At 47.8% G+C, this 17599-nt stretch carries 17 protein-coding genes; all 17 read right to left on the bottom strand.

Features of this window, described 5'->3' with window-relative positions:
* Positions 1-232 precede the first annotated feature (232 nt).
* The gene (locus C1T21_RS18540) at positions 233-1165 is read right to left on the bottom strand and encodes a peptidyl-prolyl cis-trans isomerase (protein ID WP_103049286.1); all 933 of its coding nucleotides are present in this window, start codon (positions 1163-1165) and stop codon (positions 233-235) included.
* A gap of 20 nt (positions 1166-1185) precedes the next feature.
* Entirely contained in the window at positions 1186-2070 is an 885-nt protein-coding gene (hslO, locus tag C1T21_RS18535; RefSeq protein WP_103049285.1) for an Hsp33 family molecular chaperone HslO, read from the bottom strand.
* A gap of 219 nt (positions 2071-2289) precedes the next feature.
* Complete coding sequence (locus C1T21_RS18530) at positions 2290-3057, bottom strand: type III pantothenate kinase (protein ID WP_103049284.1); 768 nt, start codon at positions 3055-3057, stop codon at positions 2290-2292.
* A 6-nt stretch (positions 3058-3063) separates the two neighbouring features.
* Positions 3064-3954 carry a carboxylating nicotinate-nucleotide diphosphorylase gene (gene nadC, locus C1T21_RS18525; protein WP_103049283.1) on the bottom strand — a complete coding sequence of 297 codons (891 nt, stop codon included), beginning with the start codon at positions 3952-3954 and terminating at the stop codon, positions 3064-3066.
* Entirely contained in the window at positions 3944-5557 is a 1614-nt protein-coding gene (nadB, locus tag C1T21_RS18520; RefSeq protein ID WP_103049282.1) for an L-aspartate oxidase, read from the bottom strand. The genes nadC and nadB overlap by 11 nt, the downstream gene beginning before the upstream one ends.
* A 277-nt stretch (positions 5558-5834) precedes the next feature.
* Complete coding sequence (gene ftsH, locus C1T21_RS18515; RefSeq protein WP_103049281.1) at positions 5835-7874, bottom strand: ATP-dependent zinc metalloprotease FtsH; 2040 nt, start codon at positions 7872-7874, stop codon at positions 5835-5837.
* A gap of 97 nt (positions 7875-7971) precedes the next feature.
* Positions 7972-8511: a hypoxanthine phosphoribosyltransferase gene (hpt, locus tag C1T21_RS18510; RefSeq protein ID WP_025721686.1), complete on the bottom strand. Its 540-nt coding sequence runs from the start codon at positions 8509-8511 to the stop codon at positions 7972-7974.
* 47 nt (positions 8512-8558) lie between these two features.
* A complete protein-coding gene (tilS, locus tag C1T21_RS18505; protein WP_103049280.1) occupies positions 8559-10007 on the bottom strand; it encodes a tRNA lysidine(34) synthetase TilS in 1449 nt (482 codons plus the stop codon).
* Between the two features lie 66 nt (positions 10008-10073).
* The gene (locus C1T21_RS18500) at positions 10074-11012 is read right to left on the bottom strand and encodes a protein kinase domain-containing protein (RefSeq protein WP_103049279.1); all 939 of its coding nucleotides are present in this window, start codon (positions 11010-11012) and stop codon (positions 10074-10076) included.
* Complete coding sequence (locus C1T21_RS18495; protein ID WP_023986444.1) at positions 10996-11745, bottom strand: vWA domain-containing protein; 750 nt, start codon at positions 11743-11745, stop codon at positions 10996-10998. The genes C1T21_RS18500 and C1T21_RS18495 overlap by 17 nt, the downstream gene beginning before the upstream one ends.
* 125 nt (positions 11746-11870) lie before the next feature.
* Positions 11871-14378, bottom strand: coding sequence for a stage II sporulation protein E (gene spoIIE / locus C1T21_RS18490; RefSeq protein ID WP_103049278.1), 2508 nt, complete (start codon positions 14376-14378; stop codon positions 11871-11873).
* A 505-nt stretch (positions 14379-14883) separates the two neighbouring features.
* Complete coding sequence (locus C1T21_RS18485; RefSeq protein WP_014279051.1) at positions 14884-15408, bottom strand: S1 domain-containing RNA-binding protein; 525 nt, start codon at positions 15406-15408, stop codon at positions 14884-14886.
* Positions 15409-15531: 123 nt separating this feature from the next.
* The gene (locus tag C1T21_RS18480) at positions 15532-15861 is read right to left on the bottom strand and encodes an FtsB family cell division protein (RefSeq protein WP_013308137.1); all 330 of its coding nucleotides are present in this window, start codon (positions 15859-15861) and stop codon (positions 15532-15534) included.
* A 4-nt stretch (positions 15862-15865) separates the two neighbouring features.
* Positions 15866-16444 carry a spore cortex biosynthesis protein YabQ gene (gene yabQ / locus C1T21_RS18475; protein WP_025721692.1) on the bottom strand — a complete coding sequence of 193 codons (579 nt, stop codon included), beginning with the start codon at positions 16442-16444 and terminating at the stop codon, positions 15866-15868.
* The gene (gene yabP, locus C1T21_RS18470; RefSeq protein ID WP_025721693.1) at positions 16441-16725 is read right to left on the bottom strand and encodes a sporulation protein YabP; all 285 of its coding nucleotides are present in this window, start codon (positions 16723-16725) and stop codon (positions 16441-16443) included. Before yabP ends, yabQ begins: the two co-directional genes overlap by 4 nt.
* Before the next feature lie 178 nt (positions 16726-16903).
* Positions 16904-17182, bottom strand: a complete 279-nt coding sequence (locus tag C1T21_RS18465; protein WP_016818913.1) for an RNA-binding S4 domain-containing protein — start codon at positions 17180-17182, stop codon at positions 16904-16906.
* Positions 17182-17454 (bottom strand): HU family DNA-binding protein, encoded by a 273-nt coding sequence (locus C1T21_RS18460; RefSeq protein ID WP_007428028.1) that lies wholly within the window; start codon positions 17452-17454, stop codon positions 17182-17184. Before C1T21_RS18460 ends, C1T21_RS18465 begins: the two co-directional genes overlap by 1 nt.
* Between the last annotated feature and the right edge of the window lie 145 nt (positions 17455-17599).

Genomic DNA, 17599 nt, shown 5'->3' with positions numbered 1-17599 from the left:
GTAGATGATATATTAAAAATTGCGAAATCATATTGTAGATCATTCTTAGTCAATTACTTTAATTTTGTGCCGTTCATTAATTTCCGATAAAAATAGTTGGTTTTATACGCTAATCATAACAATCTTCAATTCCAATGTCAATACGAGTAAATAAGCAGCGATGCTGTCAACCCGCGTTATCAGCATCGTGCTTCCTTCAAACCAATATTCTTTCACTACGTTACAGAGAAGCTTAGGATGCTTTCTTTCCAGATAAAATACGCGCTCCATATTTATCACGCAGACTCTTCTCGACCTCTTCCAAAGGAGCGGCTTGTGCAAGCGCAAGAGATCGGCGAATTTGCTGGCGGATCTGCTGCTTATCCGGAGAATTCTTCAACCGGACATCCTGTACATAAATGACAGCATAGCCATCGTTAACAGAGATCGGACCTGCAACATCCCCGGAGTTTAGCTCTCTCGCCGCCTTCATGATCGCCTCCGGTTGAAATGGATCATATTCATCTACCCATCCCAGCTGTCCACTGCTATCTTTGTCGAAAGGCTTACCTGCATGCTCTTGAATCAGCACATCGAAGCTCTCCCCCTGCTTAACCCGATCTAGCAACGCTTCTGCTTCCTCCGCATTATCCACATAAAGAGCTGCCAATTGGATCTGCTTACCGACGGCAAATTCCTCAGGATGCTGCTCCCAATACTCGTCAATCTCAGCTTCCTGAACCTGAATACCCTGCGTGGCTATTTTCTCCAAACCAATCCGGTATTCCGCTTCATTCCGCAAATCAACCGGACCTAATCCAAACTGTCGCTGCATTTCATCAAAATAGGCATGATCTGAGTCATACCCTTTACTATCCTGCTCCAGCACCTGCTGTAGATCCTCTTGGGTGATCTTGATACCGAGACGCTTGGTTTCAGCCTGCACGGCTTTACGATTCAACATTTGCAACAGCGTATTGGTTCCATATCGCTTTTTCAGTTCCGCTACCCACTGTTCCTCCGATATGCCTTCCTGACCCATCTCCGCCACAGTATGATCGCCGTCATCCTTGCTTACATCACCCGGCTTTGACAGCCCCCGAAGCATGATAAGACCACCCAAGGCGGCGACGCTAACGGTCAGAATAATGACAGCTGTCCATAATCCTTTTTCCCGTGTAGTCATCGCTTGCACCGCCCATCCGGTTAGGCTTTGGCTTGATCTAACAGATTTTGCAATTCATCTTTATTAAACTGATAAGCCTCATTACAAAAGTGACATACGACCTCAGCCTGTCCTTCTTCTTCAATTAACTGCTCTAATTCGCTTTCTCCCAAACTGATCAATGTTTTTTCCACGCGCTCACGTGAACACTCACATTGAAAATGGATATCCAATTCATCGAGAATCCGAACGTCCGGCAGCATCCAGCGCAGCATTTCATCCAGTTCCAACCCTTGATCCAGCAAAGCAGTAACGGGTGGAATGGAGCTAACTGCATTTTCGATCGCAGTAATCTCATCATCATTCAAGCCTGGAAGCAACTGAATAATAAATCCACCGGCTACAATAACCGAGTTATCAGTATCTACCAACACACCCAAGCCCACCGCTGACGGGGTCTGTTCCGATTTGGCAAAATAATAGGTAAAGTCCTCACCCAGTTCACCGGAAATAATCGGAGTACTGCCGCGATACGGTTCTTTTAACCCCAAATCCTTGATGATATGAATGAATCCCTCTGTACCTACGGCACCCGCTACATCCAGTTTACCCATACTATTGCTCGGCAAATGCACATGCGGTTCAGTAACATAGCCACGTACCTCACCTACAGCATTGGCATCCACGATGATTTGCCCAATTGGTCCATCACCTTTAACTTGAATGGTCAATCGCTCTTTGCCTTTTAGCATAGAACCCATAATAGCACCTGCTGTGAGGGTCCGCCCCAAAGCAGCGGTAGCCGTTGGATACGTATCATGTCTTCTCCGTAATTCCTCTACCAATTGAGTTGTGCGAACAGCAAAAGCTCTAACCCTTCCATCCATGGCTGTGCCACGAATAAGTCGATCCTGCTTATTTTCCATATTGATATCCTCCCCTATTCTCCAGAACAGCTATGCTGCTTATTTTCGTTAGTATGGCTCATCATTGAAGCATAATTTCCTATTATATAAACAACCTGCATCGACAGATCACGCGAATTGTTCAAAAACGTAACATATTTCAGTATAGACGAAAAACGCCGCTAATCCAAACCGATCAGATCATCGGTTGGACTCAGCGGCAGCTTATATCCACTTTTTTTATTCAGCGTTACGTTGGTAAATGATGCGTAATCCTTCGAGCGTCAACATCGGCAACACTTTCTGAATGCTCTCTGTCTCTGATGCGATTAGCTCTGCAAGACCTCCGGTAGCAATAACCGTAGGCTCCGCCTGCATTTCTTCCTTAATGCGCCTCACAATGCCATCCACTTGCCCAGCATAACCGAAGATGATCCCAGCTTGCATGGCATGAACCGTATTACGACCAATAACCTTCTTGGGCTTCTCCAACTCGATGCGGGGCAGCTTGGAAGCCCGTTGATATAGTGCCTCCGTCGAAATCCCGATCCCCGGCACAATGACACCGCCCAAGTAGTTTCCCTTATCATCAATACAATCAAACGTCGTCGCTGTTCCAAAATCCACCACTACCAGCGGCCCGCCGAACCGTTCGACAGCCGCAACAGCGTTCACGATCCGATCCGCACCTACTTCACGCGGATTCTCATAACGCAGGTTAAGACCAGTCTTGATTCCCGGCCCGACGATTAACGGCGTTTTGCCTATGTATTCATCGCACATTTCTTCTAATACACGGACCAATGGCGGAACGACAGAGGAAATAATAACTCCCTGGATGTCATCCTTTAATACGCCACCCATACTAAAAAGATTATGTATGAGTACGCCGTATTCATCTGCGGTTGCCTGTCTGGAGGTACTGATCCGGTAATGGTGTAACAGCTCCCGCCCTTCGTATATCCCCAGAACAATATTGGTATTACCTACATCCACTACAAGAATCAATGGGTGTCACCTATCTTTCTTTGCGTTAAGGTCAAGGCTGATATCCAGGTTATGAAAAGAGTATGTCAGCCTGCCTACAGAAATCACATCTACACCACTCTCAGCCATTTCACGCACTGTATCCAGCGATACATTGCCTGAGGCTTCTGTTTTGACATGTGGTGCCCGTTCCCGAATGAACCGAACGGCTTCCTTCATATCTGGGGCAGACATGTTATCCAGCATAATGATATCCGCCCCAGCTTCCAGGGCTTCCTGAACTTGTTTCATGTTTTCCGTCTCTACTTCAATCGTCATCGTATGCGGTATATTAGCGCGCGCTCGACTCACAGCTTGTTCAATCCCACCTGCGCCCTTAATATGATTATCCTTAATCATAACAGCATCGTACAGGCCAAAGCGATGATTCGAGCCACCGCCTACACGAACAGCATACTTCTCCAGCAGTCGATGTCCCGGTGTTGTTTTACGTGTATCCACCAAGCGAGTGGACAGACCATGCAATTGATCTATAAAAGCCCGAGTCCGCGTGGCAATACCAGACATCCGTTGGAGCAGATTTAACGCCAATCGCTCCCCGGTCAGAATTGCATGGGTACTCCCCGTTACTTCTGCCAAAACGCTCCCCTTTTCAATCCACTGTCCATCGACTACCAGCGGAGTGAACGACAAGGAAGGGTCCACTACCTGAAATACAAGGGCTGCCACGGGTATACCCGCAACCACGCCGCTCTCCTTGGCATGAATGACAGCCTTGGATTGGTGGCCCTGCTCAATCGTCCAGCGCGTGGTCACATCGCCAGAGCCCGTATCTTCTCGCAGCCAGCTGCGAATTTGTGCCGTCAGTTCTTCCTGATATCCACTAAACTCTCCATAAAGCTCGCTGTTAGATGTCATGAACGTACTCCTCCGTTATCCCTTGCTCACGTCGCTGCTGAACATGCTTTCGCCAGACGCTATCATCTGTCTCAGGAAAATCCTCGCGATAATGCGCTCCCCGGCTCTCCTCACGTAGCAGCGCACCATCTGTTACTAATAAAGCACAGGTGAGCAAATTGGCAAATTCGATCTCTTCCCGGCTAGCGATCACAGTCTCAAAAATAGGCATTTGCCCTTGCAGCTCATCTAATGCTGCTTGCAGCCCCTCGCCGTGCCGACGAACTCCAGCATAACGAACCATTGCTTCTTGCAGCTTATGCCGCTGCTCCCCGACGGATAAAGCCGGGAACTCTGTACGGTTATCGCTATAAGATATCAACGTATGGCCGACCAGCGGTGGCAATGAATGCAATCGCTCAATAATCCTGCTGGCGAATACAATAGCTTCAGATAACGAATTGCTCGCTAGACGATTAGCTCCGTGAACACCTGTAGAAGAGGTCTCCCCGCAGGCGAACAAACGCGCAATGGAGCTTTCCCCGTGTAAATTAGTCTGAACACCACCCATCATATAATGGGCAGCAGGCGCAATGGGAATCCAGTCTGTCGTCATATCCAAACCAAATGACAGACATGTGCGATAAATGGTTGGAAAACGTTGCTTCACCCGCTCAGGTGGCTCATGCGTAATATCCAGGTATACAAATGCAGCTTGGGTGCGTTCCATCTCATGAATGATAGCACGAGCTACGATATCTCTGGGTGCAAGCTCCTGCCGGGAATCATACTTGTCCATGAAGCGTTCTCCGTGAATATTGCGTAATACGGCTCCTTCTCCCCGTACAGCTTCGGAAATTAGAAACCTTGGAGCGCCCGGATGGCACAACGCCGTAGGATGAAACTGTATGAATTCCATATCCCGTACAATCGCCCCAGCACGATATGCCATAGCAATACCATCCCCGGTTGCAATATCCGGGTTGGTTGTATAACGGTATAATTGCCCGCTACCTCCTGAGCACAAAATCGTTGCATTAGCAGTGATATACGACCTTTCCCCACCTAACTTTTGGACGAGGGCTCCAATACACTCACCATGCTCCGTCAGCAGATCAATTACCATGCATTCTTCCCACACTTCGATACCGGGATGGGCAGCAACCTGGTCTGATAAGGCACGCACAATTTCATAACCGGTAGCATCTCCATTCGCATGCAAAATACGCCGGTGACTATGCGCTCCTTCCCGTGTCAACGCTAGTTCACCATCCACACGATCAAAAGCCGTTCCCATACGTATTAACTCTTGAATACCAACTGGACCTTCATGGACAAGCGTTCTGACCGCCTCAGATTCACACAGACCTGCTCCAGCAATCAGGGTATCTTCCATATGATAGGCTGGTGTATCCTCGTCCGATGTGACAGCAGCAATGCCGCCTTGAGCATAACGCGTGTTGCTTTCCATCAAGGCCTTCTTGGTAATCAGCAATACTTTCCGATTCTCCGCAGCCTTAATCGCCGTATATAAGCCCGCAATGCCCGAGCCGATAATTAACACGTCGGCCTCCAATCGGGTCAATTCCGCTACATCAAAATCAACTAGATATCTTGGAATCATGCCTTCACCTGATTTCACAGAAGAATAGCGCACACCATAGGTTCTACAGCATGCGCTCACGTATATGTTCAAAATGATAGAAAGTCGATTGCAGCGGCTGTTGGCTTTTATAAGCTAAGAAGACGACAGCCGTTTATTTAACAATAAATGTACACAACGTTCCGGTGTCTGTCAAATCACGTTAGCAATAATCTTCCATTTAAAAAACTCCGGAAAACCAATAATACCTGGTTCCCCGGAGCTTACATATACGCTTATTCAACTATCCATCGGATGATTAGGTTGTTGTCGGTGGAGTGCCACCGGAGTTGCCCGAATTGTTATCATCCTCTGGCTTTTGCAGATTAGGGATATCATTCGGTTGATCCGTTGTATTCTTAGGCTCGTCATCCTTACCTTGAATACGTACACGGACGTCTCCAATGTTGTCGATCACAGGCTCACCGTTTTCCGGTGTTCCTTCTCCATCAGTCGTGCCACCATCCAAAGAACCTGTCTCGATCAAACGTTTGATTTGTTCAAGTTCCAAGGTTTCTTCTACCAGCAAGGTTTGAGCAATCAAATGAACCTCTTTGGAATACTTGGTCAGGAGTTCTCTAGCACGCTCATAAGATTCAGTGATGAAGCGATTCATCTCCTGGTCAATCTGATAAGCGATCTGATCACTGTAGTTCTGCTCATGACCGATATCGCGTCCAAGGAATACTTGGCCTTGTGAAGTACCGAACTGCATCGGACCAAGCTTCTCACTCATACCGTATTCTACGATCATGCTGCGTGCAATGCTTGTCGCTTGCTGGAAGTCGCTATAGGCTCCCGTTCCGATCTCACCAATGAACAGTTCCTCGGATACGCGTCCACCCAACAATCCAGTGATTTTATCCAGCAATTCCTGCTTGGTAGTCAGCATGCGGTCTTCCTTCGGAAGCATGATGACATATCCGCCTGCACGTCCACGTGGAATAATCGTTACCTTGTGAACCATGTCGGCATTTTCCAAGAAGAAACCAATAATCGTATGGCCTGCTTCATGATAAGCAACAATTCGTTTTTCGCGGTCACTGATTACGCGGCTGCGTTTTTCTGTACCTACGATAACACGGTCGATAGCTTCATCTACTTCTCGCATCGAAATATCTCTGCGGTTACGACGAGCCGCCAACAAGGCAGCTTCGTTCAACAGATTTTCCAGATCAGCGCCCGTAAAGCCTGTTGTACGTTTCGCAATTACGTCCAGTTTAACATCCTTCGTTAATGGCTTGTTGCGAGCATGTACATACAATACTGCTTCACGGCCTTTAACATCTGGACGGTCAACCGTAATTTGACGGTCAAAACGTCCTGGACGAAGCAACGCCGGGTCTAAAATATCCGGACGGTTTGTAGCCGCTACGATGATGATCCCTTCGTTTGCGCCGAATCCATCCATCTCTACGAGCAATTGGTTGAGCGTCTGCTCACGTTCATCATGTCCGCCACCCAATCCGGCGCCACGTTGACGTCCAACGGCATCAATCTCATCAATGAAAATGATACAAGGTGCGTTCTTCTTCGCATTCTCGAACAAATCGCGAACACGGGAAGCACCGACCCCGACGAACATTTCTACAAAATCAGAACCCGAGATGCTGAAAAACGGTACTCCGGCCTCGCCTGCAACAGCTCTCGCCAAGAGTGTTTTACCCGTACCTGGAGGGCCCACTAACAGAACACCTTTTGGAATACGTGCGCCCACAGCTGCAAACTTGCGTGGGTCCTTCAAGAATTCTACGACTTCGACAAGCTCTTGCTTCTCTTCGTCAGCCCCTGCCACGTCCTCGAACGTAACCTTCTTCTTCTCTTCGTTATACAGACGGGCTTTGCTCTTGCCGAAGTTCATAACTTTGCCGCCACCGCCCTGTGCCTGATTAAACAGGAAGAAGAACAACAGGAACATGATCACCAAAGGAATGATAGAAGTCAAAAACGTCAGCCAAATGCTTTCGCCTTCCATTTTCTTCTGCACGTATTCAAACCCGTTCGTTTCGCTGGCATTCACCAGTTCACTTAGTGCTTGATCCGTTGGTGGAACATATACGGAAAAATTGGTCGATTTAGCATTAGCCGGCTGCTTCTTATATGCACCGGTTACAAGATAGGCGTAACCGTCAAATTGGACCGTTACTTTAGAGATGTTATTAGCTTTAACCTCTTGCCGTAATTGGTCATATCTAGGGAGATCGGAGGCTTCGTTACTGTTGCTAACAAACTGAACGATACCCACCACAACTAAAAAAAGAATCAAATAAAAACCAGAATTCCGGATGAACCGATTCATCCCCTACCTCCTCTCGAGACACTTAAGTTATTTTACCATAGCCTGTAAGTCCTTCTCAACAAAGGGCCTTATTTAGTCCTAGGACTGGAGGCTGAGATTAGCTGGTGTAGATTTCCGGCTTTAAAATCCCTATGTATGGGAGGTTCCGGTAGTGCTCGGCATAGTCCAGACCATAGCCGACAACAAACGCATCTGGAAGCGTAAATCCAGTATAATCTGCTTCAAGATTAACTGTCCGGCGTGCAGGCTTGTCGAACAAGGTTACGACACATACCGAATTGGCATTACGGTTTTTAAGCAATTCAATCAAATGCGTCAGCGTCAGGCCGCTGTCGATAATATCTTCGACAATCAGAACGTCGCGTCCTTCCACAGATGCGTCCAAATCCTTAATGATTTTGATGATACCTGAGGATTTTGTGGATGCTCCATAACTTGATACAGCCATGAAATCAAGCTCCAACGGCACTGTAATGGTTTTAACCAAATCAGCCATAAAGATAAACGCACCTTTCAGTACGCAAATCACCAATGGATTTTTACCTTCATATTTCACGCTGAGCTGTGCACCCAATTCCTTAATTTTACTCTGAATTTCTTCTTCGCTGATCAATATTTCCTGAATATCATTTTGCAACGGTGTAAACCTCCTAAGTTTATACTATGAAAGCCGTTCCTGCGCAATTACCGGTGCCCCGGACTCTCTCGTCTTTGCCATGACATATATATAACCGAAGACGTGTGCTTTTGCACGGCGGCATGTACAGAACGTCGTACGCCCGGAATCCAGAGAATAGCTCCAGAGTGGTCGCAGACGATGGGAGTAACGGAACGCATTGAAGGAGGTATTTTTTCATCAATAAAAATATCTTTAACCTTTTTTCTTCCGTTTAATCCCATTACATACATGGTATCTCCAGGTAATCGCGAGCGTACAGTCAAAGGCAGACTCAATTGATCTGCGTCGAACCACGCTTCCTCCTTATTCCCCGGATGGTCCGCATCCGAATAGGAAGCTCTTCGCCACCGAAGTATACCACCTGCCTCAGGCAACTCTAGCTCACCGGAAATAGGCAATACACTTAGTCCATAGCACCATTCGCCCATAACGACTTGCGTACGGTCAAACAAAACCGCCTGGTCATATTCGCGGACTCCAACCGCACCGCCTCCCAAATCCAAACTCCATGTAGACGATGCCTCTTGGAGAAGTCTTAGTCGAACGGTCTCAATTTTACGGAAATCAAAATTTTCACTGTCCGAAGGCAGATAATTTAATATTAGTTTAATCAACCTCCGTTGTAAAGCAACGGATAGCTTACGGTATGAAGCGATGGGAAACATGTACCTGCCATTATCCAAGCGTACCATTTTCTCGTATGCCGATAGCGTGGATGCCTCCATAAAGTCATTTTCGTCAGCCATCGTTTCGGCCAGCCGGTTTAGGGACGGTGTCAGTCGCTCATTATATTGCCCCAAAAAAGGAAGCACATCCATGCGAATGGCGTTACGACGGTATTTGGATGATAAATTAGTGCTGTCTATCACATAGGAAAGATCATAAAAGTTACAAAACTCAATCAGGTCAGCCTTGTACATACGTAGCAGCGGGCGAATGAGTTGCACATTTTTTTCCCTGCGCGCCAAACGCATACCTGCCAAACCTGCTGGGCCGCTACCCCGCAGCAAGTGCAAGAGAACCGTTTCGGCTTGATCGTCGCCGTGGTGGGCCATTGCAATATGCTGTGCTTCCCACTTTGTAGCCATATCATGTAAAAAACTGTAGCGCAGCTCGCGGGCTGCTTCCTGTGGCCCCTTCCCGCTCTCCTTCATATAAGCGGGTACATCCACCCGAGTCATTTCAAATGGAACTTCAAGCTTTCGGGCAATATTGCGTACCTCTTCAGCCTCCGCATCCGATTCCTCTGGTCTGAAGCCATGATGAACGTGAGCGCAGACGAGTTGTAAAGGCATATGTATAACGGATATTTCATGTAAAATGTGCAAAAGGGCCACCGAATCCGGCCCGCCGGATACAGCAACCACAATGCGGTCTCCGGGGCTCCACAGTGAATGATCTCGCGCCAAGGCGAGCACTTCCTGTACAACACCGGTCGGTTTTGTTGTTCCCATTCACGACCCTCTTTTCTCCCGACCGTAAAAATGATGATCATCTGTTATCTTATGTAAGTCATGCTGCTACCTTAACGCAATCCAGAGCGCTCCGGCAAGCAGCAAAAGCGATACCGTGAAAGCATATCCCAGCCAGCGTGGGTTCCCTTTTTTGACCGACGATTGCCTGACATGTGCGGAAGCCAAACGTGACCAAGATCGGGCCGCTGCACGAGTATCGGAATATTCTCCACGCACTGCACCCAGTAGCCATTCGGCATAGGGGCGTAATACACGGCTGCGGCGAATGATGACCGTCAATTCTGCCGTATTACGCAACTGTGGCAGCCTGCTCGCAGCCGCCTTTAACGATTCGCTCTCCAATATATGAATCGTTAGAAGAGCGAAGGCAAACAGGTCATACTGGGAATCGGCATTTCGGCTACCAGCATTCCAGAATCCCCTGTCATACCACTCTGTAAATTGCTTAACACTCCGACCAGCAAGAGACACCCCACCGTAGTCAATTAATTCAGCCTCTCCATAGGCATTGACCAAAATATTCTGCGGCTTCAGGTCGCCAAACACCCATCCTGCCTGATGGAGATCCGCCAGACGATTCAGTATACCGGTTCCAGCCACACCATACCATTCCGGCCCTTTGGCTGCCACAAAACGATGAAGCGGATCACCCTTAACATATCGCATAACATAAAAGGGGATTTCTCCGCTGCGTAACACTACATCATCCACCTCAAACAAAAAGGAAGGATTTCCATTTCGCTGAAGGGCGGCCTGAGTCCCCTGAGACTGCAATGTGGTCAGCACATTAATCTCCGATTGCAGATCAAGCGTGTTCTTCCCCATTTTCAGAGCAAATTGCCGATCGGCCTGTGCTTCTTTTACCAAATATACAGTTCCGTTCGCTCCCCGGCCCAGCAAGCGCTGGATGACATAGCTGCTCCGCTTCCACTTGCCCTTGATGACCGTTCCGGGTGCAAGAACGGGATCAGACGACGTAGTCACCGAGCATCCCTTCTCCTTTGCCATAGGATTCTTCCAGATCTTTCTGTTCTCCTAGTGTAACATATCGGTAATAATCAATCACTTGTAAAATGGCAGGACCTGTCGGTGTTGCCCCTTTCATCCGCAAGCGTCCAAATATCGATTTGATCTGGTTAAGCTCAGAGGTCCAACCGATATCCATGACTGCGTCTTCTCCCATTTTGCCGCCCGGAAAATGAAATACAGATATACGGCTGTGTCCGCTTCTGGACTGTAAACTGAGCAGCAAATCACGGATGCTGTCCTCTACAGCAGGCAGCTTGGGCTTCATGCTCGCACTTGCATCAATGAGCAAAGCAATCTCCAGGGTGCTTGTTTCTGTCAGTTCATCCATCACCTCAACCACTTGGGCTCGTTTGGCCGGAGGAAGTTCACCGATATGTTTGGCCCCACCCTCACCCAGAATGTGCGTTAACTCTCTATTAACCGCCTGCTGAATGGTTTGAACCACCGTTTTGCGCGTCATCATCTGCATGGTCTGCGCCAACTGTTTTGTCCCTACGATTTGGCTAAACCCTCCCCCTGCTTTAGCAATTTCTTGAATCTCCGCACTGCCAAGCTCGCCAATAGTTCCATAATCTATGACTCCGGCGACGTTCACTGTAATACCTTCCCGTAAAGCTTGGGCAGCCGCCATGACTGGACTAACACCTACATTCGAGCATCCGTCTGTAATGATCAAAATTTGCTTCATCGTTTTTTGACCTCCGCTTCCTCTTAATCTATCCCGATAGATTCTATCTTTGCCTAATCCGGAACGATTCAAACGAAGGATGCAGATTTTTAAAACGAATAAGGAATTTCCCGGGCAATGTCAGCCTAGCTCACCGTCCGTGGACGTTCCAACCACCTCATGCCAGGTACATGGAGAGTTGCCCATTCTGGGCGGAAGTGGTCGATTTTACTAACGACTACTGTCATATCATCATAGATTTGATTTTGTTGGTATCGAATAACCCGTTCTAGCAAACAGTCGGCCAACTGCTGAGGATCTTCGCTTTCAATTTCCTGAATCATGCGTTTCATCCATATTTCCTTATTAACCGCGTAACCCGGTGAGTCGTATATACCGTCTGTAATCATAATGAGAATATCGCCCGGCTGGAGCTGCAGTGATACCAAATCAATTTCAATATCCTGTATAATGCCAATCGGCAAGTTACTGGCAGATACAGGGATGACCTCCTCCCCTCTTTTAATAAAGCTCGGCGTAGACCCAATCTTCATAAAAGTTGTCTGGGCCGTGTACTGATCAATCAGCGCCATATCGACCGTAGCATACATTTCCTCAGGTGATCGCAGCATCAGGACAGAGTTAACCGACTTGATCGCCAACTTTTCGTCCATACCCGATTGCAGTAATTCCTCCAAAATGTTAAGTGCTGCACTGCTCTCTTGCTGCGCACGCTCTCCGTTCCCCATACCATCACTTAAAGAGACTGCAAAAGTCCCGTTCCCTAGCTCCATCATGCTGTAGCTGTCACCTGAGAAAAAGTCCCCTCCTTTGGCGGCGCTTGCTACTCCTGTAGCAATCTCATACGTTTTAGCAGAACCGAACATGACTGTAGCCAAGCCCTGGCGGCGATCTGCCTCCGTTTCGCGCATCACAGCTATATGCTCGTCCAGTATGTCCGACAGAAGTGGAGCAATGATTTTCCGACATTCATCAAATCCCCTTGTATAGGCATGGACAATCTCTATTTCTACCTGACCTGCATCCAGGTTAATAATCTCAATAGATTGGATGGACAAGCCCAGTCTATCAAGAGCCTCTCGTATTTGCTCCTCCTGCCGATGCATGGTCTGCCCTTCCCGCTGAATTTCTCGCGCTAAATCCTCCATAATTTGTGATACACCCGATAGCTGGTCAGCAACAAGCTGACGACTATCGTATACTTGGCGCTTCCATTGCATATTATGTTGGTAGAGGCTATACTGCTGCTTCATCACTTGCAGGACAGCGCCCGTTTTAGCACATGCCTTGCTCCATTGCGGGGGTATCTGCTCCGGCTCCAAATCCGGGTTATCCTCAATGGCGCTCATCATTTCCGTCATATACTGATGGGTTTGCATAAACTTGCCGTCCCAGCACTGCTCACACTTGAAGCAGGAGGCACATGTCCCTTCCGCCACCGCATTCATAAAGTGTTCGATTTCTCCGTCCGGTTTTGCGCCCTCACTCGCAGATATCTGGTGAAAGCTGCGGGATAGTTGACTGAATACACGGGAAAACTTCGTTACCCGCTCTGCGGTGAGATCGCGGACCCTTTTTGCATATTCATGCTGAGATTTGGCGTGGTCTTGCGTACCGGGAACATAGGTAGAAACCGCTTTAAAGAAACTTTTGGGGGTCATTAAGAATAATAGAATCGCCGCGCAGCTCTCCCAGGTTGACGTCAGCACGTCTCCGGTCCCGTCCAAATAGATCGTCAGAATTGAGGAGCCTAGCAGCATCCCAAGCGCAACAGCACCTTTTTTCCCTTCACGCAGCATTCCTGCCAGCAAACCTGCAAAAGCAAGTAAACTCATCTGCACAATTGCAGACATATTGGCCAAGCTTAAAATTAAGCCAGTAATTACACCAACCGATGCACCGAGCGAAGCACCTCCCACCAAAGCAAACACCAAGACCAAATATCGCGACAGTACATGATCGACAGACAATGAATGAACAGTCCATCCTACTGCTCCCGTCATCACAGAGGCTAATAAAATAATAAGACATAAAATTTCCTCATTCTTGAGCTGGCTTGTCTTCTTGCGGTACGTAAACAACGGTATGGCCTGCGTGAACACCAGCGTAAGCATAAAGCTGAGAACCGCATCCGTTCCCACAATGATAAGTTCATACCATGTGAAAGTTGGAGCCATCACGGCGTTAAATAAATTGACCATAAACACTGACAAGAAAACCATAAGCGGGGCATAGGATAATTCCAGACGGTCGAAGGTTCGTAGCCCGCGATACAGGAGATAAAATACCAGTAGCTCACCACCAATCATAAATAACGATGGGTAAGGAGCTAATAGGCTGCCTAACACAACTGATACAGCTACAGGCAGCATCAGATCACGCCGAAGAAACGTTATGACCGCAAAATAAGCGAGGGCAAAGGGAGAAAGCTCGTCCAAAATAGTGGCGCGTCCCAGTAGAACTCCCATAGCTGACAATAGCAGCATCCATCTTTGCGCCGTTACCCATTGCACCACTTTATGTGAATCCAGCCGTTTCTTGAGTCTGGAAGACCAACCTTCCGTACGCTCTTTGGATTTGGACTTTCTAGATTTTAACCCCGGAAAATGTACCACGTTCCATTTCTCCATCATGCGTCAGGCACCCCATTCATCAATTTGATGTTCCCATCTTAAACCGGAACGATTGAGAAAGTTTGTCAGAACCTCACGTCTTATTCCAAGAAATTTCCGACAAAAAAACGTTCTGCGCGAAAGGACAGAGCATCACTCTGAACATCAAGCTACGCCCGTATGGAAGCCGATGGAAGAAGCGTCCCGCTACTCCTTACATGACCTCTCGATGTCGTTCATTCGGATGTTCAAACTAGCGATTTGCACAGAAGATAGACGGAAAACCGTTGGAGTTTGTCGGACGATTATGTCCTCACGACAAAAAAAACATCCGCTTTCCAGCACGAAAGCTCTTTTCTTCTTCATCAAAATTGCGAATCTTATAAATGCCGTACGACTAACCGTTGGATTCAGCGCCCATAGCCGCTGCTTATACGCATCTGTTGTCGGTAGAACGCAAAAAAACCGTAGCAGTCTCTCAACTGTACGGTTTTCCGTGTATGATTGATACGGTTGTCAAAGTGAATTAAACACGCTTCGCGCCGCGTCCTCCGCGTTTACCTTCGGTGTTCTTTTTCAGCGACGAAATGCGTTCCTCACTATCTTTCAGGAAGCGTGACATTTTATCCTCAAATGAAGGTTTACCCGGTGCAGGCTTGAAAGAACGACCTCCACGATCGCGGTTGAAACCACCGCCACCACCACCGCGTCCTTGACTTGGACCTGAACCTCCACCGCCGAAACGGTCGCCTCCGCCTGGTCCTCCTGTACGCTCCGGTCTTGGAGCTCTTGGGGGACGGGCTTCACTTGCCGGCTTGTCAATCGTTTGCTTAATGGAAAGTCCGATTTTGCCATCTTTGTCAACATTAATGACTTTCACCGTCACAACATCATTAATCTTCAGGTGGTCGTTAACATCCTTAACATAGTTATCGGCGATTTCCGAGATGTGAACGAGACCCGTGACACCTCCAGACAAATCCACAAATGCTCCAAAATGCGTGATGCCTGTCACTTTGCCCTCTAACTTGGTGCCCACTTCAATTGCCATAGAATAAAATGATCCTCCCTTAAAATATACAACCGATTTTTTTGCAAAAAAATCCCGCTGTGGTGATTTGATTATACAAAATGGCGGAACCAAGGTCAACTAAGCATTGGCCCGATAATGTTCCTATTTTTGATCTCCGATGATTGGCGTCTCTTCCGGTTTGTAAAGACCGTACTTGCTTCTGGCAATCTCGCCAATGTACTCAGGGTCCTTGAGACGATTCACTTCGGTTTGAAGCTGTTGTTCCGTTTGTGTAGCAGCTTGCTTCTGCTTTTCCTTCTGGGTGAGCTGTTCACTTCGATCGGCCATAATCATGCCTTGAGAAAAAAAGGTAAAAATTGCCCAACTACCAAAGGCGGCAAGCGATAGCAACCAAATCATGATTCGCCTGCGCCCGCCCGCGTTGGACTTGGACGTAGAAGATGAATGGCGATCTACAGACGAATTACGCATGATACTACCTCCTTCCAAACCATCTTTTCGCTGTGTTTTTCAGTCTGATACCCAGCTTTACGAGCGACTCTGGAGTCTTCCAGCGTGCTTTAAGCGGACCGATCAGCCATAGGATCGGCTTCCAAACCGGCATCAGGATGTATATCAGCATCCTTCCCAGGAACACAATAAGTGCCCATGTCCATCCGACCAGCTTGCGTAACAGCCGATACAGCGCTAACACCGGAAGAACAATCAGGATGCGCAGTATGCTGTTCACGATCAACGTCAGTCTGCGAACTATCTCTAATAACATTACCACAAAACGTTGGGTTGTAACACTAAAGGCCCAAAAATAGAGCCAAACCCCCAAAAGTAGTCCTAAAAAGACATAAAACCGCAGCTCACCGCGATTGCTCGCGTATAGCACACGGAAAATAAACAAAGCCGAGGCCACCCAGTATAGCACGTCCAACATATGAACGCTCCAGCGGGCAAAATGAAAGCGGATGGACAGCACCCGGTAGCTGTCAAACACCACTCCCATAGCTATGCCCGACAACAGCATCCACGTCAACGTAAGCCATTGCGTGTAAGGGTTCATTTGAAGATCTTGCCGAATAGGCTTTTTCCGTTTTTGGCCGGGGCCCCGGGCTCCAGGTAGACGAGGGAAGTAATCAGACCTTCAATGGACAACAGCCCCTCTTCTAGACTGAGGTTTTTGATATGTAAATGTTGTCCGCGAATGGTGAGATGGCCCAGCTCGGTCTGAAGCAAAAATTCTTCACTGTCAAAGCTCTCCACATTGCTGACGCCTGAAATATCGAGTTGCTTGCGGCTTTGCATGCGCAGATCATGGTGCTTGGACTTCCCTTGTTCAATCATGGCATGTACCCCTCCTTCTGTTCTTAGCTTATGAAGGGGGCCGTATGATTTAGAACCGCTTTTGCTGTTAATCAGCATATGATGGACGAAAACTCGTCATCTAAAGAAAAAAAGCACTCCTTCATAAAATAATGAAGGAATGCTTTCATGTACAGTTATGAGAAAATCAGATGTCTGCTTACCAGTTCAAACCATTGTCCCTGGCAATAGGCTCTTCCTTTACCAAAGTGTACATACTTGCAGCCTCGTCCTTGCGTGTAGTGTCGGCGAGCCGTTCCACTCGCACGGTCACCAGCTTCTGGCCAAACTGGACGGTAATTTCATCGCCTACTTTGACCGCACTGCTCGGCTTGGCTTCGCGTCCGTTCACCAGCACTCTCCCTTGTTCGGAGACGTCCTTGGCTACCGTACGCCGCTTAATCAGCCGCGAGACTTTCAAGAATTTATCAAGACGCATTAGTTAACGGCTTCTTTAAGCTTATTACCGGCTTTAAAAGCAGGAACGGTCGATTCTGGAATTTCAATCGTGTTACCGGTTTGTGGATTGCGGCCAGTACGGCTGGAACGCTTGCGTGTTTCGAAAGTACCAAAGCCGATCAGTTGCACTTTGTCACCGCTAGCGAGTGCATCTGTAATTTCACCAAGAACGCCATTCAATACAGCTTCAACGTCACGTTTGCTCAAACCGCTTTTGCTGGAAATATTGTTGATCAGATCTGTCTTGTTCATAAGATAAAAGCCTCCCAAATGTCAAAAAATAATCATCACGCTGCATGTCCATTTATGGAGCAGACGTGAGGTCCAACTGTGGCCGAAGCCCTCCTGAATGTCACTGTAACACGCTTAACTATAAGCTACAGTTATTTTCAGAATT

It is taken from the genome of Paenibacillus sp. F4, from assembly GCF_002894905.1.
In the GTDB taxonomy this organism is placed as follows: Bacteria; Bacillota; Bacilli; order Paenibacillales; family Paenibacillaceae; genus Paenibacillus; species Paenibacillus polymyxa_B.
The sequence above is the reverse complement of the archived record's forward strand: the minus strand, read 5'-3'. Positions and strand labels throughout refer to the sequence as shown.